At 44.2% G+C, this 23624-nt stretch carries 22 protein-coding genes; 11 read left to right on the forward strand and 11 right to left on the reverse strand.

Annotated features, from left to right (window positions below):
• The first annotated feature begins 39 nt into the window (after positions 1 to 39).
• The 3 genes from POW22_RS14495 (at position 40) to POW22_RS14505 (ending at position 4187) form a co-directional block, all read left to right on the forward strand.
• On the forward strand, positions 40 to 426 hold the full coding sequence (locus tag POW22_RS14495) for a PUR family DNA/RNA-binding protein (RefSeq protein ID WP_272833483.1): 387 nt from the start codon (positions 40 to 42) through the stop codon (positions 424 to 426).
• A gap of 112 nt (positions 427 to 538) precedes the next feature.
• A complete protein-coding gene (locus POW22_RS14500) occupies positions 539 to 3052 on the forward strand; it encodes a M14 family metallopeptidase (RefSeq protein WP_272833484.1) in 2514 nt (837 codons plus the stop codon).
• Positions 3042 to 4187 carry a hypothetical protein gene (locus POW22_RS14505; protein WP_272833485.1) on the forward strand — a complete coding sequence of 382 codons (1146 nt, stop codon included), beginning with the start codon at positions 3042 to 3044 and terminating at the stop codon, positions 4185 to 4187. The genes POW22_RS14500 and POW22_RS14505 overlap by 11 nt, the downstream gene beginning before the upstream one ends.
• Here POW22_RS14505 and POW22_RS14510 read toward each other — a convergent pair.
• Positions 4184 to 4513 carry a tRNA-binding protein gene (locus tag POW22_RS14510; protein WP_272833486.1) on the reverse strand — a complete coding sequence of 110 codons (330 nt, stop codon included), beginning with the start codon at positions 4511 to 4513 and terminating at the stop codon, positions 4184 to 4186. The two genes, POW22_RS14505 and POW22_RS14510, sit on opposite strands and share 4 nt — an antisense overlap.
• A 107-nt stretch (positions 4514 to 4620) precedes the next feature.
• Here POW22_RS14510 and POW22_RS14515 point away from each other — a divergent pair, with 107 nt between their 5' ends.
• Both POW22_RS14515 and POW22_RS14520 read left to right on the forward strand, forming a co-directional pair.
• Positions 4621 to 5202: a thioredoxin family protein gene (locus tag POW22_RS14515; RefSeq protein ID WP_272833487.1), complete on the forward strand. Its 582-nt coding sequence runs from the start codon at positions 4621 to 4623 to the stop codon at positions 5200 to 5202.
• Positions 5203 to 5257: 55 nt separating this feature from the next.
• Positions 5258 to 6874, forward strand: coding sequence for a SulP family inorganic anion transporter (locus POW22_RS14520; protein WP_272833488.1), 1617 nt, complete (start codon positions 5258 to 5260; stop codon positions 6872 to 6874).
• A gap of 30 nt (positions 6875 to 6904) precedes the next feature.
• Here the strand turns inward: POW22_RS14520 and POW22_RS14525 are convergent, their stop codons facing one another.
• On the reverse strand, positions 6905 to 7837 hold the full coding sequence (locus tag POW22_RS14525; protein WP_272833489.1) for a peptidylprolyl isomerase: 933 nt from the start codon (positions 7835 to 7837) through the stop codon (positions 6905 to 6907).
• Between the two features lie 67 nt (positions 7838 to 7904).
• Complete coding sequence (gene recQ, locus POW22_RS14530) at positions 7905 to 10100, reverse strand: DNA helicase RecQ (RefSeq protein WP_272833490.1); 2196 nt, start codon at positions 10098 to 10100, stop codon at positions 7905 to 7907.
• Positions 10101 to 10297: 197 nt separating this feature from the next.
• On the opposite strand from recQ, the gene POW22_RS14535 reads away from it, so the two are divergent.
• From POW22_RS14535 to lptB, 4 genes are read left to right on the forward strand one after another with little or no spacing between them, the layout of a single operon-like run.
• Complete coding sequence (locus POW22_RS14535; protein ID WP_272833662.1) at positions 10298 to 11260, forward strand: KpsF/GutQ family sugar-phosphate isomerase; 963 nt, start codon at positions 10298 to 10300, stop codon at positions 11258 to 11260.
• On the forward strand, positions 11260 to 12093 hold the full coding sequence (tatC, locus tag POW22_RS14540) for a twin-arginine translocase subunit TatC (RefSeq protein ID WP_272833491.1): 834 nt from the start codon (positions 11260 to 11262) through the stop codon (positions 12091 to 12093). The genes POW22_RS14535 and tatC overlap by 1 nt, the downstream gene beginning before the upstream one ends.
• Positions 12086 to 12436, forward strand: a complete 351-nt coding sequence (locus POW22_RS14545) for a carboxymuconolactone decarboxylase family protein (protein WP_272833492.1) — start codon at positions 12086 to 12088, stop codon at positions 12434 to 12436. Before tatC ends, POW22_RS14545 begins: the two co-directional genes overlap by 8 nt.
• A gap of 40 nt (positions 12437 to 12476) precedes the next feature.
• The gene (lptB, locus tag POW22_RS14550) at positions 12477 to 13217 is read left to right on the forward strand and encodes an LPS export ABC transporter ATP-binding protein (protein WP_272833493.1); all 741 of its coding nucleotides are present in this window, start codon (positions 12477 to 12479) and stop codon (positions 13215 to 13217) included.
• On the opposite strand, the gene POW22_RS14555 is transcribed toward lptB, so the two are convergent.
• Together POW22_RS14555 and POW22_RS14560 are read right to left on the reverse strand one after the other, a co-directional pair.
• Positions 13214 to 14005, reverse strand: a complete 792-nt coding sequence (locus POW22_RS14555; RefSeq protein ID WP_272833494.1) for a TerC family protein — start codon at positions 14003 to 14005, stop codon at positions 13214 to 13216. The two genes, lptB and POW22_RS14555, sit on opposite strands and share 4 nt — an antisense overlap.
• Before the next feature lie 5 nt (positions 14006 to 14010).
• Entirely contained in the window at positions 14011 to 14772 is a 762-nt protein-coding gene (locus POW22_RS14560; protein ID WP_272833495.1) for a CDP-alcohol phosphatidyltransferase family protein, read from the reverse strand.
• Between the two features lie 129 nt (positions 14773 to 14901).
• On the opposite strand from POW22_RS14560, the gene POW22_RS14565 reads away from it, so the two are divergent.
• The gene (locus tag POW22_RS14565) at positions 14902 to 15972 is read left to right on the forward strand and encodes a putative type IX sorting system protein PorV2 (protein WP_272833496.1); all 1071 of its coding nucleotides are present in this window, start codon (positions 14902 to 14904) and stop codon (positions 15970 to 15972) included.
• Positions 15973 to 15975: 3 nt separating this feature from the next.
• Positions 15976 to 17178, forward strand: a complete 1203-nt coding sequence (locus tag POW22_RS14570) for an Lnb N-terminal periplasmic domain-containing protein (RefSeq protein ID WP_272833497.1) — start codon at positions 15976 to 15978, stop codon at positions 17176 to 17178.
• On the opposite strand, the gene POW22_RS14575 is transcribed toward POW22_RS14570, so the two are convergent.
• From POW22_RS14575 to POW22_RS14600, 6 genes are read right to left on the reverse strand one after another with little or no spacing between them, the layout of a single operon-like run.
• Positions 17146 to 18540 carry a sugar transferase gene (locus POW22_RS14575; protein WP_272833498.1) on the reverse strand — a complete coding sequence of 465 codons (1395 nt, stop codon included), beginning with the start codon at positions 18538 to 18540 and terminating at the stop codon, positions 17146 to 17148. The genes POW22_RS14570 and POW22_RS14575 overlap by 33 nt on opposite strands.
• A gap of 32 nt (positions 18541 to 18572) precedes the next feature.
• The gene (locus POW22_RS14580) at positions 18573 to 19589 is read right to left on the reverse strand and encodes a glycosyltransferase family 4 protein (protein WP_272833499.1); all 1017 of its coding nucleotides are present in this window, start codon (positions 19587 to 19589) and stop codon (positions 18573 to 18575) included.
• Complete coding sequence (locus POW22_RS14585) at positions 19537 to 20913, reverse strand: O-antigen ligase family protein (protein WP_272833500.1); 1377 nt, start codon at positions 20911 to 20913, stop codon at positions 19537 to 19539. Before POW22_RS14585 ends, POW22_RS14580 begins: the two co-directional genes overlap by 53 nt.
• Positions 20897 to 21970 carry a glycosyltransferase gene (locus POW22_RS14590; protein ID WP_272833501.1) on the reverse strand — a complete coding sequence of 358 codons (1074 nt, stop codon included), beginning with the start codon at positions 21968 to 21970 and terminating at the stop codon, positions 20897 to 20899. The genes POW22_RS14585 and POW22_RS14590 overlap by 17 nt, the downstream gene beginning before the upstream one ends.
• Positions 21967 to 23076, reverse strand: coding sequence for a glycosyltransferase (locus POW22_RS14595; protein WP_272833502.1), 1110 nt, complete (start codon positions 23074 to 23076; stop codon positions 21967 to 21969). Before POW22_RS14595 ends, POW22_RS14590 begins: the two co-directional genes overlap by 4 nt.
• The gene (locus tag POW22_RS14600; protein WP_272833503.1) at positions 23073 to 23624 is read right to left on the reverse strand and encodes a serine O-acetyltransferase; all 552 of its coding nucleotides are present in this window, start codon (positions 23622 to 23624) and stop codon (positions 23073 to 23075) included. Before POW22_RS14600 ends, POW22_RS14595 begins: the two co-directional genes overlap by 4 nt.

The following is a 23624-nucleotide window of genomic DNA, read 5'->3' on the forward strand; positions in this document are numbered from 1 at the left end:
TTTTTTAGATTTTTGGCTAACGCAAAAACTAAACTAAACATGAGTGATCACATGCTGGAGAAAGAAGAAATCTACTCCAAAGTCCTGAGAGCTGGGCGTCGGACGTACTTCTTCGATGTTCGATCAACCAAGGCAGGAGACTATTATTTGACCATCACAGAGAGTAAAAAGTTCACTAATGAAGATGGTTCTTTTCACTACAAGAAACACAAAATATACCTCTACAAAGAGGATTTCTCTAGTTTTAGAGACCACGTAAATGAGATGATCGACTTCATCATTGCAGAGAAAGGAGAGGAAGTGATCAGTGAGCGCCATCAGAAAGACTACAAAAAGGAATACCAAAACGGGCAGCCACAAACGGCTGAGGTGAGTTCAGAGCCGACCACCCAATCCTTTACTGATATTGACTTTGACGATATTTAAATCTTAAAGTTTCCCTAAATGAAAAACCGCTTGGCCCCTTTGCCAGCGGTTTTTTTTATCTTTAAGAATTATAGATTACAGCATTAATCCAACCACAACACACAAACCAACCATGTTAAGAATCGCCTTTAGCCTGGCTGTATTTTTCTCTCTAACAGCAGCGGCACAAGACTATCAAGTAGATCTCAATTATTACCTCCCATCAGACGTCACCTATGACCCCAACATCCCCACACCAGAAAGTGTGATCGGACATCAAGTTGGAGACTGGCACATCACCCACGACAAACTTGCCATGTATATGCAAGCCTTGGCTGCTGCGAGTGACCGCATAACCATTGAGTCTAGAGGAACTACCTTTGAAGGGCGACCTATATTGTTACTCACCGTGACCAGCCCAGAGAATCACAGCCGAATTGATCAGATACAAGCGGCACATATGGCACTCACCGATAACGGCAGCGGAGACACTACTCAAATGCCCGTAATTGTATATCAAGGCTTTTCCATCCACGGAAACGAACCCAGCGGATCTAATGCGGCTCTGCTCTACGCCTACTATTTGGCAGCGGCCCAAGGCCCCGTGATTGAGGAGAAACTAAAAAATACGGTTGTACTGTTGGATCCTTCGTTCAATCCGGATGGATTGCAGCGTTTTGCCTATTGGGCCAACGTACACAAAAGTATCAACATCAATCCAGATCCAAACGATCGCGAATACAGCGAGGTATGGCCGGGCGGACGCACCAACCACTATTGGTTTGATATGAACCGCGACTGGTTACCGGTACAATTACCAGAATCCAGAGCGCGTATTGAAAGCTTTCACAAATGGTATCCGAATGTATTGACAGACCATCACGAAATGGGCACCAATGCGACCTTCTTTTTCCAACCGGGAATTCCATCGAGAACGCACCCTTTAACGCCACAGCGCAATCAGGACCTTACCGGAGAGATCGCTGAGTTCCACGTAAAGGCCTTGGATCAGATTGGTAGTTTGTATTATACGGAAGAGAGCTTTGATGATTTTTACTACGGAAAGGGTTCTACCTTCCCAGACATCAATGGTGGAATTGGAATCTTATTTGAGCAAGCCTCATCTCGAGGTCACGCTCAAGAAAGCGATAATGGAATTTTGACCTTCCCGTTCACCATCAGAAATCAATTGACTGCAGCCTTAAGTACTTTAGAGGCCAGCGCAAACATGCGCACCACCCTTTTGGACTACCAAAAGCAGTTCTTTAGCGACGCGCGCAACGAGGCGTCAAAAGGCGGTGCTTATATTGTTGGTGACCCTAAGGATGCTGCCCGTGTTTATCATTTTGCTGAGATCTTGGATCGTCATAAGATCAAATTTCACGAACTTAAAAATGACGTGAACGTTGGCGGAAAATCCTATAAACAAGGCTTTAGCTATATCATTCCAAAGAATCAAAAGAACCACCGTCTACTCAATGCCATGTTTGATGTGCGCACCACTTTTAAAGACAGTTTGTTCTATGACATTTCTGCCTGGACCTTCCCTATGGCGTTCAACCTCAACTACAGCGACAAAGCTTCTTTGAGTGCAGCAGGAGCTGAGGTGACGGACCTAAAACCTAAGGAAACAATCCTAACAAACACAGGAGGTTATGCCTATTTGATGGAATGGCACGAATACTATTCACCTAAGGCGCTCAATATGATCCTGGAAGAGGGCATTCGGGCTAAAGTGGGCATGAAACCCTTCACCCTTGGTGGGAAACAATACGATTACGGAACCATCATGATCCCAGCGCAGAATCAAAAGCTCGGCCCCCGAGATCTGGCCAAGTTCCTCAATGATGTTGCTCGCGAGAGCCATATTGAGATTACGGGTGTAGGTACAGGTTATACTCAGGGAATTGATTTGGGAAGTAACCAATTCAGAGCCATTGAAAAGCAAGAGGTAGCTTTGATCATTGGTAACGGAATGAATCCTTATGATGCTGGTGAGATCTGGCATTTGTTTGATACGCGTTATGGCATGAAGATCACTAAAATTGATACGGATGATTTTGGTCGCGCTGATCTGAGCCGATACACGGACATCATTGTTCCTAATTCTTGGGGCAGTGCTTTGGATAAATCCGACGCTGAGAAACTTGAAGATTGGATCCGCGATGGCGGGACCTTGATCGCCTACAAGAATATGGGACGTTGGTTGGATCGCAATGAACTCATGAAGATCGAATTCAAGTCTGAACAAGACACGGCGACTAACATCAGTTTTGAACAACGCAGCAACTATTTTGGGGCTCAGGTTATCGGTGGAGCTATTTTCAACACCAAATTAGACCTTTCTCACCCGATCGCCTTTGGATACACCAAAGACAATATGCCCACCTTTAGAAACAGTACCCTGTTTATGGAGGCGGATGCGCAGAGTTACAATAATCCGGTGCAGTATACCGAGAATCCGCTGCTCAGCGGCTATATCTCTGAAGAGAACTTGGAGCTGCTCGGTGGGACTTCTATGGTTAAGATCCAAGGCAAAGGCCGCGGACAGATCATTTACTTTACAGACAACACCAATTTTAGAGCTTTCTGGTACGGAACCAACAAACTCTTGATGAACGCAATTTTCTTTGGTGATGAAATGTAGAAAGTATTTACTTTCGGGACTTTGTGTACTACTTTTCAGCTTCAATATGCTGGGACAAGAGGACGATCAACAGGACCAGCCCTATCACGTATTACAGGGGGAGAACACCTATACTTGGGTAGATAACTCACCGCGAGCTTTTGTGACCATTACGGTACCGGGAGCAGAGATTGAGCCAGAAACAGAGGTGCTCGGATTTACAGTTGACAAGGACTATTATCAATTATTGCCACGTCCTTATGAAAGCGAAATGTATACCAATGCTTCAGACACCATTAAGGAAATTGAATTGTTGAATTTCTTTAAAGACGATGAAATAAAATACATGGAAGCCGAAACCATGAATACCACCTTAGAGGTCACTTCTGAGATCTTTAAAAACAGTGATGGTAAAAAGTTTCAGTTGTGGTATTATCCAACGCCCAAAGCGATTTTAGACACCCTTTCTAATTTTGAAACGGCTACTCGTTACCATTATCACTTAGACTTTGTGGCCAATGATCACCTTTACGGGGTATACACGATCTCTTATGAAGAGGAACCGCTAGAAGAAGCGCTTGCTCGGATTAAAGGAATCACGGAAACCATAGATGTTTTTGGCTATTATGTGGATTTGGACGCTTTGAGCTATCGCTTATCCTTTAATGAACCCGAAGAAGCCATGGAGTTTGTCGACGTAAGAGCGAACTATGCTTTAACGGTACCCGAGTGGCTCAACATTACGCGTTCAGAATATGAAGATGTCTTCTTTGCCTCATTTCCCGATAATTACAACATCAAAAACGCCATGTCCATCTCCTTCTATGACAAGGAGGATTTTAAATCCTTCAAGGCATTTAATAAGGAAAAACTGGTCGGTTTAAAAATGGGAGATAATATCGGGCGCACCACAGTCATGATCAAAAATGAATTGGAACCCCCAGAGAATTCAACAGGAGTTTCTTATAAGATTCAGCAAATGGCTGGCAGAGCTATGTATGAGATGCAATACGTAACCTATGAAACACCTACGGGATATCTATTGATCAACTTTACAGCCACGCCAGAAACCTATGACATCAATGCTCCCAAATTCAGAGAGGTTCTAGAAGGACTTTCCTTTGATATTGAGGAAGCAGAAGAATCTGACGATTAAGCGATTCGCAATCCGTTTGGAGTTTCTTTGGAAGGCGACAAGATCGTAACTGCCTTGCCGTCTACGGCTCCCAGTACTAAACATTGGCTCATAAATGGGCCAATTTGTTTTTCAGGGAAGTTCACCACAGCGACTACTTGAGTTCCCAATAGTTCTTCTTTGGAATACTTCACGGTGATCTGAGCAGAACTCTTTAGTATTCCCAGTTCGCCAAAATCGATCCAAAGTTTATAGGCCGGGTTTCTGGCCTCTGGGAAATCGGCTACTTCTACAACGGTTCCCACCCGCATGTCTACTTTGGTAAAATCGTTCCAACTCAGTTCCATAGTGTATAAATTTAACGGTCTTAAAAATAGGCAATCTTGCCGTATCTTTGTTGTAACGATGGCGTTGGATTTCCGACAGATAAGGCACACCAAAACATTACAATTGCATGGCTAGAACTGAATCAAAAATGATCCCATTGGGCACCCCAGCCCCTGACTTTTTCTTGGACGACGTAATGAGCACCGGATTTAAGAATTTAGAACAGGTAAAAGGAGATAAAGGCACGGTGATCATGTTCATTTGTAACCACTGCCCTTTTGTAAAGCATGTCAATGAAGAATTGGTTCGCATTGCCAATGACTACACCGTTCCTGGCTTTGGTTTTGCCGCCATTAGCAGCAATGATGTTGAGACCTATCCACAAGACGGCCCGGAAGAAATGTATGATACCGGACGCAAGCACAAATATCCTTTCCCATACCTCTATGACAAAACGCAGGAGGTTGCTTTGGCTTATGGCGCTACTTGCACTCCAGATTTCTTTGTCTTTGATGCCGATCTAAAATTGGTCTATCGCGGTCAATTGGATGACTCGCGCCCTTCTAATGGTATTCCAGTGAATGGTCGGGATCTACGTGAGGCCTTAGATAATATCCTAAATAACCATCCGCAGCGCAAAGATCAAAAACCGAGTATTGGTTGTAATATCAAATGGAAACCAAATTCAGAAGACGGCTTGCAATTCTAGCAACATTCGGAGTTGATTGAATAGTGTATATTTGCGGCTTTTTAGCGAAGAAGCCATGAAGACCCTATTACGCAACTTTACCCAAAACCCAAAAAACGATATTCTTTCTGGACTTACCGTGGCTTTAGCCCTGGTTCCAGAAGCAGTTGCTTTTGCCTTTGTGGCAGGGGTAGATCCTTTGGTCGGGCTCTATGGCGCTTTTATGATGGGACTCATCACAGCCCTCTTTGGAGGTCGTCCAGGAATGATCTCCGGAGCGACAGGAGCCATGGCCGTAGTGATGGTCCACTTGGTGAGCAAGGGCAATGAAGTTGGACTCACACTAGAGCAACCTGTGGAGCAATTGGGACTCCAATGGTTGTTCATCACCCTACTCCTAGTTGGGATCATACAGATCAGCGCTGGATTCCTTCGTTTAGGAAAGTTTGTGCGTCTTATACCGCATCCAGTAATGTTGGGATTTGTAAACGGTTTGGCAATTGTGATCTTCTTGTCTCAATTGGGACTGTTTAAAACCAAGGTAAACGGAGAATTTGAATGGTTGAGCGGCGGTCCATTATACCTAATGCTTGGCCTAGTAGCCTTGACTATGGGAATCATGTGGGGCTTACCCAAACTCACTAAAAAAGTACCAGCAGCCTTATTGGCAATTATTGTTGTGGCAGCGATCGCCATCTTTGGTGGATTGGATGTAAGCACTGTAGGATCCTTTATTCGAGAAGGAGGAGGATCGGGTCTTGAAGGAGGCCTACCGATGTTCCAATGGCAGATCTTTGATATGTTCTCCACCTTAGACGGACACTGGCTCAGCACCATTGTTCCAACAGCTTTTATTTTGGCAGCGATCGGGCTTATTGAATCCCTGATGACCCTTAACCTCATCGACGAACTTACAGAAACCCGCGGAAGTGGAAACCGAGAGTGTGTGGCCCAAGGTGGTGCTAATTTCATCAATGGACTTTTTGGTGGTATGGGTGGTTGTGCTATGATCGGTCAATCCATCATCAACATCAACTCCGGTGGTCGTGGTAGACTTTCCGGAATTATTGCTGCTGTGGCCCTCTTGTGCTTTATTCTCTTCGGAGCAGGTCTTATTGAACAGATACCAATTGCCGCACTAGTTGGGGTAATGTTTATGGTAGTGATTGGAACCTTTGCCTGGAGTAGCTTCAGAATCCTTCATAAAATCCCACTGGCGGACACTGTAGTTTTAATTGCCGTGTCTGCCATCACCGTATGGCAAGACTTGGCCATTGCCGTATTGTCTGGAGTTGTGATCTCTGCCTTAGTATTTGCCTGGAAGAACGCTACTATGATTCGTGCGCGTAAGCAGATCAAAGAAGACGGCACTAAGGTTTATGAGATCTGGGGACCTTTGTTCTTCGGATCGGTTCAGAATTTCAATGGGAAGTTTGACGTAAAGAACGATCCTACTCAAGTAGAGATCGACTTTATGGAATCCAAAGTAAGTGATCACTCCGGTATTGAAGCCTTAAGAGGAATTGCCAACCGATACATCCAACAAGGCAAGCAAGTCAAATTGACTCACCTGAGCCCAGACTGCATCGCCTTACTACTCAAAGCCAATCCGCGTTTTGAGACCATCATTGAACGATCCATTGACGATCCGCGTTACTATGTAGTCACCGATATGGTTGACCAAGAGATATAAAAAAAGCGGCCCTTGAGGCCGCTTTTTCATTTACTTTACTTCCATGAGTTCTACATCGAACACTAGGGTTGCATTTGGCGGAATAACGCCTCCTGCTCCACGGCTTCCGTAGCCCAATTCCGAAGGAATTACCAAGCGCGCCTTATCGCCAACCTTTAAAAGTTGGATCCCTTCATCCCAACCTGGGATCACCTGCCCCATTCCTAATGGAAACTCAATAGGGTTTCCGCGGTTGTATGAAGAATCGAATACCATACCGTCTGCCAACATTCCTTTATAGTGCACAGCAACAGTCTTTCCAGCTTCTGCCTTAACACCGTCACCCTCTTGGATTAGTTTGTAGTACAAACCACTATCGGTTTTATCAAAACCAGCCGTTAGGTCTTTCATGGCTTGTTCTGCAGCAGCTTTAGCAGCAGCTTCTCGCTCTGCTTTGGCTCCGTTGAACATTCTAAAAGCCTCTACAGCGTTCCAGTTCTTGGCATCGTCACCTACGCGAACGATCTCTACCTTTTCCATCACATCGCCTTGTGCAATGGTATCCACGATATCCTGCCCTTCAGCAACTTTTCCAAATACAGTGTGCTTGTTGTCTAACCAAGGAGTCTCCACGTGTGTGATGAAAAACTGGCTCCCGTTGGTTCCAGGCCCTGCATTGGCCATAGAAAGTACTCCAGGCCCGTCGTGCTTAAGCTCTGGGTGGAATTCGTCATCAAAGTTGTAGCCCGGTCCTCCCGAACCTGTACCGTTAGGGTCTCCCCCTTGGATCATAAAATCATTGATCACACGGTGGAAGGTCAAACCGTCATAATACGGTTGTCCTTGAGGTTTGGCACCGTTCTCTAGGTTACCTTCTGCCAAAGCAACAAAGTTCCCTACAGTTCCAGGTGTTTTATCATAAGTGAGTTGAACCAAAATGTCACCTTTAGAAGTGGTGAATTTAGCATAGATTCCGTCTTGCATATCTTAGTGTTTAAGGCTGCAAAGATACGGTTTTAAATGGGCTTGGTAAATCTAGATGAGCAACAATCTAATTGGCTACCTCGCTGATGAATTTAATGCGATACAAACGAAGTTCTTCATCGTCGTAGTCGCCATCAAACTCTTCCATGGCCACATCGATCTTATCTGTTTCGGCTTCTAGGAAGTAATCGTGGATCTCTTCTTGTTGATCCTCGTCCAAAATATCCTCCAAATAATAATCAATATTGAGTTTGGTCCCGCTAAAGACAATAGCTTCCATTTCCTTAATGAACTCTGGCATTTCAAGGCCTTTAGCCGAGGCGATATCATCCAAGGGTAATTTGCGATCAATATTTTGAATGATGTATAGTTTTAAGGCCGAGTTGGTTCCGGTTGATTTGACCACAAAATCATCGGGGCGCTCAATATTGTTCTCTTCCACATAACGGGCAATAAGGCTAACAAAAGGCTCGCCGTATTTTTTGGCCTTCCCTTCACCCACTCCGTGAACGTTGGAGAGTTCACTGATGGTAATGGGGTATTTAAGCGCCATATCTTCTAAAGAAGGATCTTGGAAAATAACAAAAGGCGGTAAATCGAGTTTATTAGCCACCTTTTTGCGCTCTTCTTTGAGCAGTTTAAATAAGTTTTTATCCGTTCCTTCTCCGTTGGATTTCTTAGCTACGGTGATGGAAGTGTCTTCCTCATGATCGAATTTGTGATCTTCAGTCATCATAAAGGACACAGGATTGTCAATATAATCCAATCCCTTCTGAGTGAGTTTAAGCACACCATAGGTCTCAATATCCTTTCTGATGTAGCCAGCCACCAACGATTGACGGATCAGCGCCATCCAATAGGATTTGTCTTGATGCTTCCCGGAGCCAAAGAAATCCTGTTGGTCAGTTCTGTGGGATTTGATCAAAGCATTGACATCTCCCACCATAACTCGTACCAATTCTTTCGCTTTGTATTGCTGATTGGTCTTGCCCAATACGCTCAGCAGTAAATGCAATTGCTCTTGCGCCTCGTGTTTCTTTTTTGGGTTGCGGACGTTATCATCCATATCGCCGCCGGCGCCAGTCTTTACGTCAAATTCCTCTCCGAAGTAATGCAACAAAAACTTTCTACGAGACATGCTGGTCTCCGCAAAGGCAACCATCTCTTGAAGCAGCGCATGACCGATCTCCTGTTCTGCAACAGGCTTTCCGCTCATGAACTTCTCCAACTTTTCAATATCCTTATAGGAGTAAAAGGCCAAACAATGCCCTTCTCCTCCATCACGACCGGCACGTCCGGTCTCTTGATAATAGCTTTCTATACTTTTAGGAATATCGTTGTGGATCACAAAACGCACGTCGGGTTTGTCAATCCCCATTCCGAATGCTATTGTGGCAACCACTACATCAGCATCTTCCATCAAGAACATATCCTGATGCTTCACCCGAGTTTTAGGATCTAAACCAGCGTGATAAGGAACTGCTGCAATGCCATTCACTTGAAGGGTTTGCGCCAGCTCTTCCACGCGTTTTCTGCTCAAACAGTAAATAATACCGCTCTTCCCTTGATTTTGTTTTACAAAGCGGGTAATGTCTGCATCCACATTTTTGGTCTTGGGACGCACTTCATAAAAGAGATTCGGTCGGTTAAATGAGGCTTTAAAGGTATTGGCCTGTTGAATTCCAAGGTTTTTTAGGATGTCTTCCTGTACCTTTGGCGTAGCCGTAGCCGTGAGCCCAATTATTGGAATGGCGTCTCCCAAACGATTGATGAGCGTGCGCAAATTGCGGTATTCCGGTCTAAAGTCATGGCCCCACTCGCTAATACAGTGCGCTTCATCTATTGCCACAAAACTCACAGTAACTGATTTGAGGAACTCAATATTATCTTCCTTGGCGAGAGATTCCGGCGCCACATAGAGAAGTTTGGTCACTCCGTCTACTATGTCTTGTTTAACTTGTTTTACTTCTGATTTATTCAGGGAAGAATTAAGTACGTGGGCAATCCCCTTGTTCTCAGAGATGGCTCTTAAAGCATCCACCTGATTTTTCATCAAGGCGATCAAGGGAGAAACCACTATGGCGGTGCCATCTTTCATCAAGGCAGGGAGCTGATAACACAGAGACTTGCCTCCGCCCGTAGGCATGATGACAAAAGTGTTGTGGTCGGTGACCACGCTTTTGATCACCTGTTCCTGTAGCCCCTTAAATTGGTCAAAACCAAAATATTTCTTGAGTGCAGCGTATAATTCGGAATCGTTCACTCTACTAAACGTTTTATAAAATCTGCTTAATCAACGGATCCGCAAGTCTGTTAAAAATAACGGCTCCGATAAGAAGTAAAATACCTTTAAACTCTCCATGACTTATCTCCCCTAAGGCATGAAAAATTATGTACTTTTGTATTTACAATATACTAATTTCTTTAGACCTCAGCAAGAAGAATAATTCCCGAGTTTTAATGAATCAAGAGCAGATCATTTCCATTGCCAAACAAACAATAGATACGGAGAGTAAAGCCATTGCGCATCTATCTAGTTTGGTTGATGAGACCTTTGCGGCAGCCGTAGAATATATCTACGCCTCTAACGGACGCGTTGTGGTTACCGGTATTGGTAAGAGTGCCAACATTGCTACGAAGATCGTAGCTACCTTGAACTCCACAGGTACCCCTGCCATTTTTATGCACGCCGCAGATGCCATTCACGGAGATCTGGGGACTATTCAACAAGAGGATACAGTGATCTGTATATCCAAAAGCGGAAACACGCCAGAGATCAAAGTTTTAGTTCCTTTGATCAAGGCATTGGGAAACAAGCTTGTAGGAATCACCTCCAATAAGGATTCTTTTTTAGGACAACAGGCAGATTATATCCTTCACGCTTATGTGGAAAAAGAAGCCTGCCCAAATAACTTAGCGCCTACTACTAGCACAACAGCACAACTGGTCATGGGTGATGCTTTGGCCGTTTGTCTTTTGGAGATGCGCGGTTTTAAAGCTGCGGATTTTGCTCGTTTTCACCCCGGAGGATCTTTAGGAAAGCAACTTTATTTGCGCGTACGTGACTTGACGGCGCTAAATAGCAAACCACAGGTAAGTCCACAAACCCCAATAAAAGAGGTGATCATTGAGATCTCCAAAAATATGTTGGGAGCCACTGCAGTAGTTGAGAACGATACCATTGTTGGAATCATCACCGATGGTGACCTGCGTAGAATGCTCACCAAAGTAGATAATATTTCCGGCTTGGTGGCTCAAGACATCATGAGTGCCAATCCCAAGACCATAGAGCAAGATGCTATGGCGGTTGCAGCCTATCAAAAATTGGATTCGCATGGAATTACACAATTATTGGTGGAAGAAGACGGAAAATACAGCGGCGTAGTTCACATCCACAACCTAACCAAAGAAGGGATAATTTAATGAGTACAGCTACCAATCAAGGCAAAGAAATGTCATTTTTAGGCCATTTGGAGGAACTCCGTTGGCACCTTATTCGTTGTACACTAGCCATTGTGGCCATGGGTATGATTGCTTTTTTGGCTAAGTCCTTTGTCTTTGACACCTTATTGCTCGGCCCTAAGAACGCCGATTTCCCAACCTACCAACTGCTTTGCAAGGTTGCGACCTTTCTAGGCTTTCAAGATAGCTTTTGCTTTGATGAATTGCCTTTCAAGATCCAAAGTATGAAGGTTGCTGGGCAATTCTCTGCTCACATTTGGACTTCCATAACGGCCGGATTCATTGTAGCCTTCCCTTATGTGCTCTATGAATTCTGGCGCTTTATTAGCCCAGGGCTCAAGGACAATGAACGCAGAACCTCTCGTGGATTTATTCTGATTGCTTCCTTCCTGTTTTTCTTAGGAGTGCTTTTCGGATACTACGTAGTAACACCGCTTTCTATCAATTTCTTAGGGTCCTACAAAGTGAGTGAAGAGGTATTCAACCAGTTCACTCTTGATAGTTATATTGGCTTGGTGCGCTCTGCAACCGTGGCTTGTGGACTCATCTTTGAGCTACCTATAATCATTTACTTCCTGACCAAGATCGGTTTGGTAACCCCGCAGTTCTTAAGGAAATACAGAAAATATTCGCTGGTATTGGTATTGATCCTATCAGCAATCATTACCCCTCCAGATATTGCCAGTCAAATTGTAGTGGCTGTGCCGATTCTGGTACTTTATGAAATCAGTATATACATCTCTAAAGCCGTAGTTAAAAAACAGGCCAAAAAGGCCAAAGCTGCCCATGGATAATATCGTCGACTCCTTTAACGACTACCGCGCCAAAATGAACGATAAGATTTTGGCCGATAACAACAAGATTGTAAAACGTATTTTTAATCTGGACACCAACGCCTTTCAAGAAGGTGCGCTGCCCAAAAAGACCAAAGAACTGCTGGGTCTTGGAAACTCTCTGGTATTGCGCTGTGATGACTGTGTGCGTTATCATTTAGAGTCTTGTTATGAGATGGGATTCACCAAGGAAGAAGTGGTTGAGGCCATGAGTGTTTCCCTGCTTATTGGTGGAACTATTGTGATCCCGCACCTGCGCCGCGCCTACGAATACTGGGAAGCATTAGAAGTTAAGAATAGTTAATGTCTTTGCGACTCCGTAGATAATCGCCATATTTGTCCCTATGAAGCTCCGCGCAGAAAATCTGATGAAATCCTATAAAGGCCGCCAGGTCGTTAAAGGGATCACCGTAGAAGTAAATCAAGGAGAGATCGTTGGTCTGCTTGGACCTAACGGAGCTGGAAAGACTACCTCGTTCTACATGATCGTAGGTTTGGTCAAACCCAACAGCGGAAACATCTACTTAGAAGGAACGGAGATCACCAAGTTCCCAATGTACAAGCGCGCTCAGAATGGAATTGGCTATTTGGCTCAGGAAGAATCTGTTTTTAGGAAGCTGAGTATTGAAGACAATATTTTGAGCGTATTACAACTCACCAAATTGTCTAAAAAGCAACAGCGCGATAAGATGGAATCGCTTATTGAAGAGTTTGGTTTAGGACATATTCGCAAGAACCGCGGAGACCTGCTTTCTGGTGGGGAACGCCGTAGAACAGAGATTGCGCGCGCCTTGGCTACAGACCCTCACTTTATTCTACTCGATGAGCCTTTCGCAGGAGTAGACCCTGTGGCAGTAGAGGATATTCAGCGCATTGTAGCGCGTTTGAAGGACAAGAATATCGGAATCCTTATTACAGACCACAACGTACAAGAGACCTTGGCCATTACAGACCGCACCTATTTGATGTTTGAAGGAAGTATTCTCAAGCACGGGATTCCAGAAGAACTCGCTGCGGATGAGATGGTGCGCAAGGTGTACCTAGGACAAAACTTTGAACTGCGTAAAAAGAAGCTGAATTTCTAGCTTTCCTTTTCCTCTTTTTTAGCTTCTGATTCTTTGATCGCAAGCAGTTTTTTCTGATAGCGACCCTGCACGATATCTACCACAACCAAAACGACGATCACAAAATAGAATGTGGTTTTAGACATGGGCGTGATCGGGTTGTCAAATAACTTGAGGTGAGCAATATGACCGCCTTCTGTCAGCAACATGATTCCAACAATAAAAAGGATAAAAAGTCCCAAAACCTCATACATACGGTTGCGCTCTAAGAATTGCGCTACCCTATCGGCCAACCAGATCATCAGCAATCCTCCTAAAACAATAGCAGTGGCCATTACCCAGAAGACATCGGTTAAGGCCATAGCACTCAGAATTGAGTCAAAAGAGAATACTAAGTTCATTACAATGATCGCGGCAATCACTTTCCCTACGGATTTCTTCTTGGCATCTTCCACCTGATCATCCACATGGGTCACCCCTACCATGTGCCAGATCTCTTTCATGGCGGTATAAATGATAAAGATCCCTCCGGCGAGAACAATCAAACTGTGCAGGTTGAACTCACCTGTGGCGACGCCTTCAAAAGGCAATTCAAACCACGGCTTTTGGAAGTAATCGATCACTGAGATCAAAAAGAACAACAAGGCAATACGCAATACGATAGCCATTAGGATTCCCACCTTACGCACATAGGCTTGCTTTTCTTTGGGAGCGTTCTTTGATTCTAAAGAGATGTACAGCAAATTGTCAAAACCGAGCACAATTTGCAGCATCAACAACATAAACAAGGTGATGATGTTTTCTGCCATGGTAATTATTTAGTAAGTGTATTTTTTACAATGGATAGGACTATATAGCCTATAATGATGAACGGAATAGCTATGATCTTGAAAAGCAACAAAGCTGCAATAGTAGCTATTACGAACCCATAAACAAAGCCATTTTCTTTAAGACCGAAAGACTTAAACTTAAGTGAAAACAAAGGTATCTCTGCATGCATAAGCAGACTGAATACAATCGTAACTCCAACTAAGACCCAAGAGTTAGTCAACAATTCATAGGCCCAAGCTGGGCTAAAATCTTCCGTGATCAAAATCAGACTGGCGATAAAAATAGCATTGGCCGGCGTAGGTAAGCCAATAAAACCAGAGGTCTGCCTTTCATCCACATTGAACTTGGCCAATCTATAGGCTGCAGAAATGACAATCAGCAAGCCAATAACTGGTAACCAACTTGGAACTAGTTCTTCTGGAATCAAAGGGTTCTTCTCCACCATTAAGGCGTCTAAATAAGTACCTATAGTACCGTCCCATTCGGCATTGATCATTAGGTGAATCATCATTAGACTTGGCACCAAACCGCTGGTGATGACATCGGCTAATGAATCCAATTGAACACCAACCTCTGTGGTCACCTTTAAAGCGCGTGCGGCAAGACCGTCAAAAAAGTCAAAAAATATCCCCAGAAACATAAAGAAAACTGCTCCTAAAGGTTGCCCTATGATTATGAAAATCGCAGCGATACATCCGCAACATAAATTCAAAGAAGTAAAAAGGTGAGGAATGTATTTGCGCATGAGTTTTTGACAATTGATTGTAAAAATAATAAAGTATTTTTGTCTGCAGGCGGAACTGCACAATAACAACGGCTTTTTGCAGTTTTAATAGGCAAAACAGCGTCCGCTTTAGACTGTAAAAAATTACGCTTGAAGAAGAAGTTATTACTCGTACTGCTGGTAGTTTGCCTGGGACTTCAGGCTCAGACCACCAGAAAGTATTCCAACGAATTTATGAACATTGGCGTCGATGCCGCGGCATTTGGTATGGCCAATGCTGTGACTGCGTCCACAGCCAACGTGAATTCGGGTTATTGGAACCCTGCGGGCTTGGTGCAATTGGAAGACAACCAATTGGCCCTGATGCACGCTTCCTATTTTGCCAATATTGCCAATTATGATTACGCAGCCTTTGCCATGCCTTTGGACAAACGATCTGCGGTGGCCTTGTCTGTTATTCGTTTTGGCGTGGATGATATTTTGAACACTACCCAATTAATTGACGAGCAAGGAAATATTGACTACAACAGGATCTCCCTATTCTCTACTGCAGACTACGGAGTGACCTTTTCTTATGCACGCGCCTTACCTTTAGACGGCCTGAATATTGGGGTCAATGCAAAAGTGATCCGTCGTGTGATTGGAGATTTTGCCAATTCTTGGGGTTTTGGATTGGACGCTGGAATTCAGTTTCAATCTAAATCCAATTGGAGGTTCGGAATCATGGCGCGAGACATCACGACCACCTTCAACGCGTGGACCATAGACGAAGATCAATTCGCAACCATTAGCAATGCCGTAGAAGGTCAAAATCAGGAATTGCCAGAGACTACAGAATTAACCTTGCCTAAGCTCAATATTGGGATCGCTAAAAAGTTTGTATTCCACTATGATTATTCGCTCTTAGCGGCAGTAGATCTCAATATGCGCTTTGCAGAGACCAACGATATCATCTCCAGTTCTTTTGCCAGTATCACACCAGCCGTGGGTCTGGAGTTTGGGTATATTGATCTGATCTTTGTTCGCGCTGGAGCGGGGAATTTTCAGAACATTCAACAATTGGACGGCAGTGACAATGTAGGGTTTCAACCCAACATTGGAGTCGGTTTTAAATACAAAGGAATTCAACTGGATTACGCCTTGACCGATATCGGTGACCAAAGTGCCGCCTTGTATTCTAACGTGTTCTCTCTAACAATTGATTGGAGCTTATTTAGATAGCCTATGCGGAAACTTTTACTTCTTCTCCTCACTTTTTTCACTTTACAAATCCAGGCACAAGAGCTGCAGCTCTCCAGCGGTGCGGAGGTTTCTATACTGACGATGGGCCCCGGAAAGGCCCTTTATGATTCTTTTGGACACACCGCAATTCGATTGGAAGATAAAGCCCGAGGCATTGATGTGATCTACAATTATGGAGTCTATGATTTTAGTGATCCGAACTTCTACGCAAAGTTTGCTAAGGGTCAAATGCGTTATGTGTTGGACCGCCGCCGTACCGAAGGTTTTCTACGGAATTATATAGAAGATAACCGTTGGATCAAAGAGCAGGTCTTAGCCCTGAGCCCACAAGAGAAACAAGCGGTGTTCAGCTATCTTGAAAACAATTTAAAGCCAGAGAACAGAGCGTACAACTACGATTTTTTCTACGACAACTGTGCCACAAAGATCCCGCTGATCCTTCAAGAGATCGTGCCAGAGATGCATATCGATTCCAGCTTTGTAGAAGAGCCGCAGACCTTTAGAACACTGATCCAGCAGAATGTACATTGGAACACCTGGGGTAGCTTTGGAATGGATCTCGGTATTGGTTCTGTAGTCGATAGAACAGCCCCTGTAAAGGATCATATGTTCTTACCAGAATATGTTTTTAAAGCTTTAGAAACGGCCAGTCGTGGTTCTGGAGAAGATGCAACAGCTCTAGTGGCTACAACTAAAGACCTTTTTGAGAACGAGCCTGAAGAGCGCGAAAGTAACTTTTTGACCAGTCCACTTTTGGTTATGCTACTGCTTGGCTTGGGCTTATTATTGGTCACCTATCGAGATAGCAAGAAGCAAAGCCGAACCAGAGTCGTAGACGCTGTTTTGCAGGTGTTTTTAGGTTTAGTAGGCGTGATCTTGTTATTGCTATGGTTCGCTACAGATCATTATACCACCGCTTATAACTACAATCTGTTATGGGCTTTCCCATTAAACCTGTTGTTGGCCTTTCAATTAGGCAAAAAACACCCCAAGCGCTGGTCAAAGGCCTATTTGAAGTTTTTATTGCTGATGTTGGTGTTGATGTGTATGCACTGGATTGTAGGTGTGCAAGTATTCCCTAAAGCGCTTATTCCTTTCGTGATCGCCTTGGCAATTCGCTATTTATACTTACTAAAAGCGGTAGACAAAGATCTATTGCCCGCGGTAGAAAATAATGGTGCTTAAGGTCTTTATCACAATACTGATATCCAAAAACAAGCTTCTGCGTTTGATGTAATACAGATCGTATTGCAGTTTCTCTAAGGCATCTGCATGTGAAACACCGTATTTGGCATTCACCTGCGCCCAACCTGTTACTCCAGGTTTTACAATATGTCTGATCTCATAAAAAGGGATGATCTCTGAAAGCTCCTTCACAAAAACAGGACGTTCTGGTCTTGGCCCGATCACGCTCATTTCTCCTTTAATCACATTTAAAAACTGAGGGATCTCGTCAAAACGGGTTTTGCGTAAAAAGTTACCAAAGCGGGTAATGCGGACGTCTTTCGCTGTGGCATACTGCGCACCATCTTTTTCAGCGTCCACTACCATGGTTCTTAGCTTTATGATCTTAAAGACCTTGCCGTTACGTCCAACGCGTTCTTGGGTGTAAAAAACAGGGCCTCGATTCCCGATAAGATTTCCAATAATGATGACGGGTGAGATCAGCAAACCAAAAATCAATCCTATTAGAGAGAATAGCAAATCCAACAAACGGTGGAAGAATAGATAGAGCTTGTTTTGATTGCTTCGGCTAAACGGGAAATAACGATAGAAGTCTTTATCTACGTGCTGTACAGGAACACGCTTAGAGAGTTCTTCATAAACCTGAGTATACTCTCGGATGGGGAATCCGCTCTCCAACAATTCCAATAGTTCGTTGTAAATACGTCGATTGATTCCTTGTGCTTCTGGTGTGCAAACCACGATTTCTGAAATGAAATGATCCGCTACAGCTTCCTTTATGTTCTTACCTTCAAATTCTTCTAAACCTCCAATTTCCAATGGTTTATAAGCCTTGTTTTCTGTATTTATAAAGCCGATGACTTTATAGTTGGGATCTACCTTGTGCAAAACCGAGGCGACCAGCTCAACCTCTGAAGCATCACTCACCAAGAGTACGCGTTTAAAGAAGCGCGGTGTGGCAATAAGTGAGATATAGGCATAACGCCAAAGAAAGAGTGCCACATTGATCGCTAAATAGAAATAGACGATCTGTATACGATTCTCCGGCAATTCCGGACTGAAGAATGGCGTGAGTAAATAGAACAGTACCGTGACTGAAGAGGTCAAAATGATGTTCTTGACCACCACCTCGAAATTACTGGCCTTCTGCAGATCATACAGCTCAAAAATAGTGGCAAAGACCGTGAGGTAAAGCCCCAATACTATAGACCAGAACCAATGTGATGAATTGATCTTGAAATAATCAAAATCAAATACCAAACCGACCCCGTATAATAAGGCCAATACGCAGAAGATATCTAAAATGCGCAGCAGGACCTTGCGTTCTGAGATATCAAAGTGAATATTGGATTTTTGGCTCATGGTAGGGGTTGGTAGGTGTTAAAAATAATAATCTAATTTAATATAGACTTCCACTTTTCCAGGATTAAAGGCCAAGCGTGCTCTTGAGCTCTTGCTAAAGCCTTTTCACTCATTGATTTATAGGTGGACTCGGAATTTAATATTCTCATAACAGCCGCTGCCATTGCCTCGGGGTCGTTTTTCGAAACGAGATACCCATTGACTCCTTCTGAGATCAAAAAAGGCATGCCTCCAACCTTAGTCGATACCACTGGAAGGCCCATAGCTTGTGCTTCAATCACAGAAAGGGGCTGATTGTCTGCTGTACTCGTGTTAAGAAATACTGCGGCTTTTTGCCCCAAAGCAATCCACTGTGTTTGATCTATTTTGCCCAGAAACGAGACATTCAATTTGTGTTGCGCTGCAAGAATTTGACATTCTTCTAGTATTTGTGGGTCACCCGGACCGGCCATAGTGAGTGTTGCCGTGGGAAATTTCAACTGTATGCGCTGAAAGGCTTGTAGGGCTAACTGCGGATTGTAAAGCGGCAAAAAAGCACGAAGCCAAACCAAGGTCGGAGCAAAGGCTTTATCCGCCGCTGGCCTGTAGCGCTCCAGATCTATCGCATTGGCAATGACCTCCACGCTACCTAACCCTGCTTGCTCAAATTGATCGGCCAAATAGGCAGAGGGACTCACCACAAGATGCGCTCCCTGACAATATTTCTTTAGCTTTTTAGGCGAACTTTTGATACGATCGGGCAGATTTCCTCCATGCAGTACAGGTATGTAAGCAATTTTAAACCTGCGTGCCCACCACCCGATGATGATCGCATAATAAAAATTCAAAGTGCTGTAGGTATCGATCAGCAGATAATCACAAGACTTTCGATGCCTGAAGACCGTCATCCACATATCGAGCAATCGCAACAACTTATTGTTGTGCGATGAACTCGCTACCACAGAAAATCCATCGGCCTCCAAACGCGAGATCAATCGCATGGAATAGGTCGGATTCTTAGCGGAGCTGCGCAGGTGGTTGCCTATGTAGACGAGGTTTTTTCTTTTCATTTAAAACAAATAATAACGACAACCCATAGATAAATGCCGGTGCCGCCAATCGCATTGAGGAGTGATTAATGGTCAAAAACCAAAAGATGAACAGTGCTATCAAATATGGATTGTGCCGTTGCCTAAACCAATAGAACAGCGGGGTCAAAAACAGTAACATTAGCGCTCCAAGTCCTAGAACTCCGTGTTCAGAAAGCAAACGACTCACCTCATTATGCGTCGCGGCCAAGGTACCCGATTGCTCAAAACGGTATTCCTTGATCTTGCCTACTCCAATCCCAGTCAAAGGTTCTTCAAAAAAGGCTTCAAGCTCACTGCTTATGAGTTCCGATCGTCCTGTGGTAATGTCTTGTTTTAGGCGTCCAGCGGCATCTCGGTTGGTGTATCTGTAGTCTATAAGTCCTGTGGTCTGAATGGAGGTAAAAAGCCAGGTAAAAATCAGTCCGACCACAACGATACCCAACTTGGGCAACATATTAGCCTTAGTCTTGGTGTTGGAGGTAATATATAGAAACAAAATAAAGAAGACTGCACAAATTCCAGCGGTGATCACTCCTCCCCTAGAAAAGGTCACAATCGCCCTATAACTCATAAAGAAAAGTAAAACCAAATCGACAATATTTACAATTCGATCTTTAATGGTGAATAAGCGGGTGATCAAAATGAACATGCCCAGACCTAGAATTGTCGCTACTTGATTCGGACCAAACCCACCAGAGGTTTCAAAATTGGATTGTGTTCCAGACAAAGCATCTCGTATACTCGGGGTAAAAACATAGAGAAATACCATGGTAGTTACAATGGGCAACAACATGACCATTAGGATCTGTTGCAATTGTTCTCGTTGGACTTTCCTGAAATACATATAGATAGCGGCCACGCCCAAACAGAAAGGACCGCTCAAATTAAAGATCACTGCCGTTCTAAAGTTGGTCTCATAGTTCAAGTTGATGGCAGAGAAAACAATTCCCGGGACCAAAATAAACAGATAGGTCCAAAACGGTAAGGACTTCAGTGAAGTCCCCCTGTAAAACATACCCAGCAGTAGAAAAAAGATCACGGCATACTTACCAGTCTCATAGAAAAGTGCTCCTCCAGTCATCCTAAAGAACACCTCAGCCCCTGTAAAATAGGCCGCCGCAAAGAGTACCTCATTGTTCTTATTGCCTTTAGCGAGGACATAAAAAGTGAAAATAGCGAAACTCCCAAGTAAGAAAATAGTGGAACTCGGCCTAAAGAAATAAACCGCAAAGGCCATACCGATATGCAGCAAAAGCAGCTGTATATAGGTAAACTTCCGTATAGGCTTAGTAGGTTTTGCCATAGACTGCGAGCAATTTAGGAATAATAGTCTGTATGGAATAGCGCTTAGCTATCTGCTTTTTAAAGTCTTGGGCTTTTTTCTTGCTTTCCTCTTTTTGCTTAAGTGCTTTGACTAAAGCGTTTGCCAAAGCCGCAGGGTCAGAAGCAGGGACGGTATAGCCAGCAGAGCCGACAAGCTCCTCGCATTGACCAACTCTTGTACAAACCACAGGCAGGTCCATAGCAGCATACTCTAAAACAGCCATAGGAAGGCCTTCTGATTGAGACGAAAGTAAGCCGACATCACAAGCCTTCATATAACCATTGACATCTTGTTGAGAGCCGTGAAGATGAACGGCCGTTGAAATTTCCAGGGATTCAATTAAAGCAAGAACTTCTTGATAATAAGGATCCTGCCAATTCATTCCCAATAAATGTAAGCTGACCTCAGGCAGTGTTTTACGGACCTCAGCCAATGCCCTTAATGCATTGGAGTGATCTTTCTGCGGACGGAAATTAGCCATCTGTAAAATACGATAGCCAGTGGTTCCAGGGAGTTCAACAGCTTCAATACGATCGGCATCAAGCATAGGCACTGCATTTTCCAAATAGAGAACCTGCTCCGCTTTTAAAAATTCCTTAGCCCAATCAGCCAATTTCTGATTTACTGCAAGAACGGTATTAAATCTGTTTGAACACCAAGCTAAAACCTTAAGCGGGCGTTGCTCTAGAGTCTCACTATTACCGTAGTGATCGTGCCAGATCAATTGGCATCGACCTAAAAAAAGCACCGCCAAGCGGGCTGTAAAAAAAGAGGTCGCGTGGGCGTGGATCACGTCAATCTTATTCCGCTTACAAAACCGGATCAATCGCATTAGCGCAAGGAGGTCTGCTGCGCTGCGCTTCTTTAAAAACAGATAGCCCACTTCTGAGTCAAGTTGCGCTTTGAGCTTGCCCTCAGCCCGAGTTGAGCATAAAAAAGAGGCCTCCACCGCTCCAAGTAAAGCATTCGCATAGCTAACCGCCACGCGTTCCGCCCCACCGGGGTTCAAGGAATCTATGAGTTGAAGTACTCTCATGATTCCAATAATTTGTGAATTTCGCTTCTAAAACGATCCATGGTATATTGTTGCGACCATTTTACGGCTGCTGATGCCATATTGGACAATCTTCTGGGCCTGGTGAGCATTGCCGCAATGGTCTCGGCGTCGGTTTCAAAGTCTAGAAGTAAGCCACGCTTGCCTTGATCTAACATCCAAGGAACGCAAGAGACCGGGCTTGCCAAAGGAATTGCTCCCCAAAACATGGCCTCGGCTACTGCCTTGGGCCAGCCTTCGGACTGGGACGCTAGAATAGAAAAATGCGCCTTTTTTAATGCTTCACGAACTACTTCAGCGGGTTGATTGCCTTTCAATATAACGCGATCACCAAGCTCTAAAGCTGAGATCTGTCGTTCCAGCTTTGGGCGCTCTGCCCCTTCTCCGTAGACATCTAAATTCGCATCTACTCCTAGGTCTTTGAGTTCCCTTATCAGTTTAACGGCGTAATCCACGCGCTTATTCGGGCTTAAGGTTCCCAAATAAACCATCTTCACGGCTCCGCTATAATCACGAGGCGCAACCTCTTGCTTCTCTGATTCCCAATAGGTCGCAGTAAAGAAGGGCTTAATATTTTTAGTTTGATCAGGCCAGTCGCCATAAACCAAAACTTGCATATTTCGAGTCAAGAAGGTATTGCTCAACAACCGCTTTTGAACTCGATAACTAAACGGTTGGGCGGCCTTAGGAGACCAATTTCCGGCATATTTGGCCGTTTTCTTTTTCCAGGGAAACAGTATTTGCATCCAGCAACCAAAAAGACTAATGGTACCAGGCGGTCTTAGGTGAATATGATCTGCCTTAGCCATAGCAATCAAAAGTTTGATCTTAGTCACAGGAATACCCCAAACTGCGTTTAAGAGCCCCGAAAAGGATCCGAAGTACAAAGCAGGTACAGAGACTATCTTGATATCTTGCCGCGCAAAGGCCTTAGTCAATAACTGCTTTGGGTATTTTGTCGGTGCTAGTATGGTTACCTCATCGGCCTTTTCAAACCACAGGTCCAACTCAGCCACCATGGGCGCGTAGGCCACTAGAACGTCCTTCTTTTTGAGTATGGGTGCGGCACTGACAACGAGCAGTTTCATTGAATATAAGCGCTAGAATTATTATCACTGATCTTCTTAGCTGGTACTCCGGCCACGGTAGTTCCTGCTGCAACTGCCTGAGTCACCAGGGAACAAGCTGCGATCACCGCATCGTTTCCTATGGCGATATTCCCCGCTACTACGGCATTGGCACCAATATAGACGCGATCGCCTATGGTTGGTACGCCTCTATCCGTTCCACGACCACTAACTCCAACGGTAACACCTTGTGAAATGTTGCAATCTTCACCGATCACGGCATTGGCATTGATGATGATTCCACCAAAATGTCCAATATAACAGCTACGGCCAATGGACGCACTGTAGGGCAGTGAAATTCCAGCAATGATCTCAATATACTTTTGCCAAAACAGCCCAAAGAACAAGAAAATACGTTTCATGAATCCGGGTAGTTTAGAGCGGTAGATCTTATTGTTGATCCGGTAGACCAAAAGCGCCCAAAGCCCTTGTTGGGTGAGTAGTAGGATCAAGCCATTCCTATTGGAATAGCGTTTGTATTTTTTAATATCTGATGCGAATCTACCCAT

The organism is Gilvibacter sediminis, from assembly GCF_028561565.1.
GTDB classification, from domain to species: domain Bacteria; phylum Bacteroidota; class Bacteroidia; order Flavobacteriales; family Flavobacteriaceae; genus Gilvibacter; species Gilvibacter sediminis.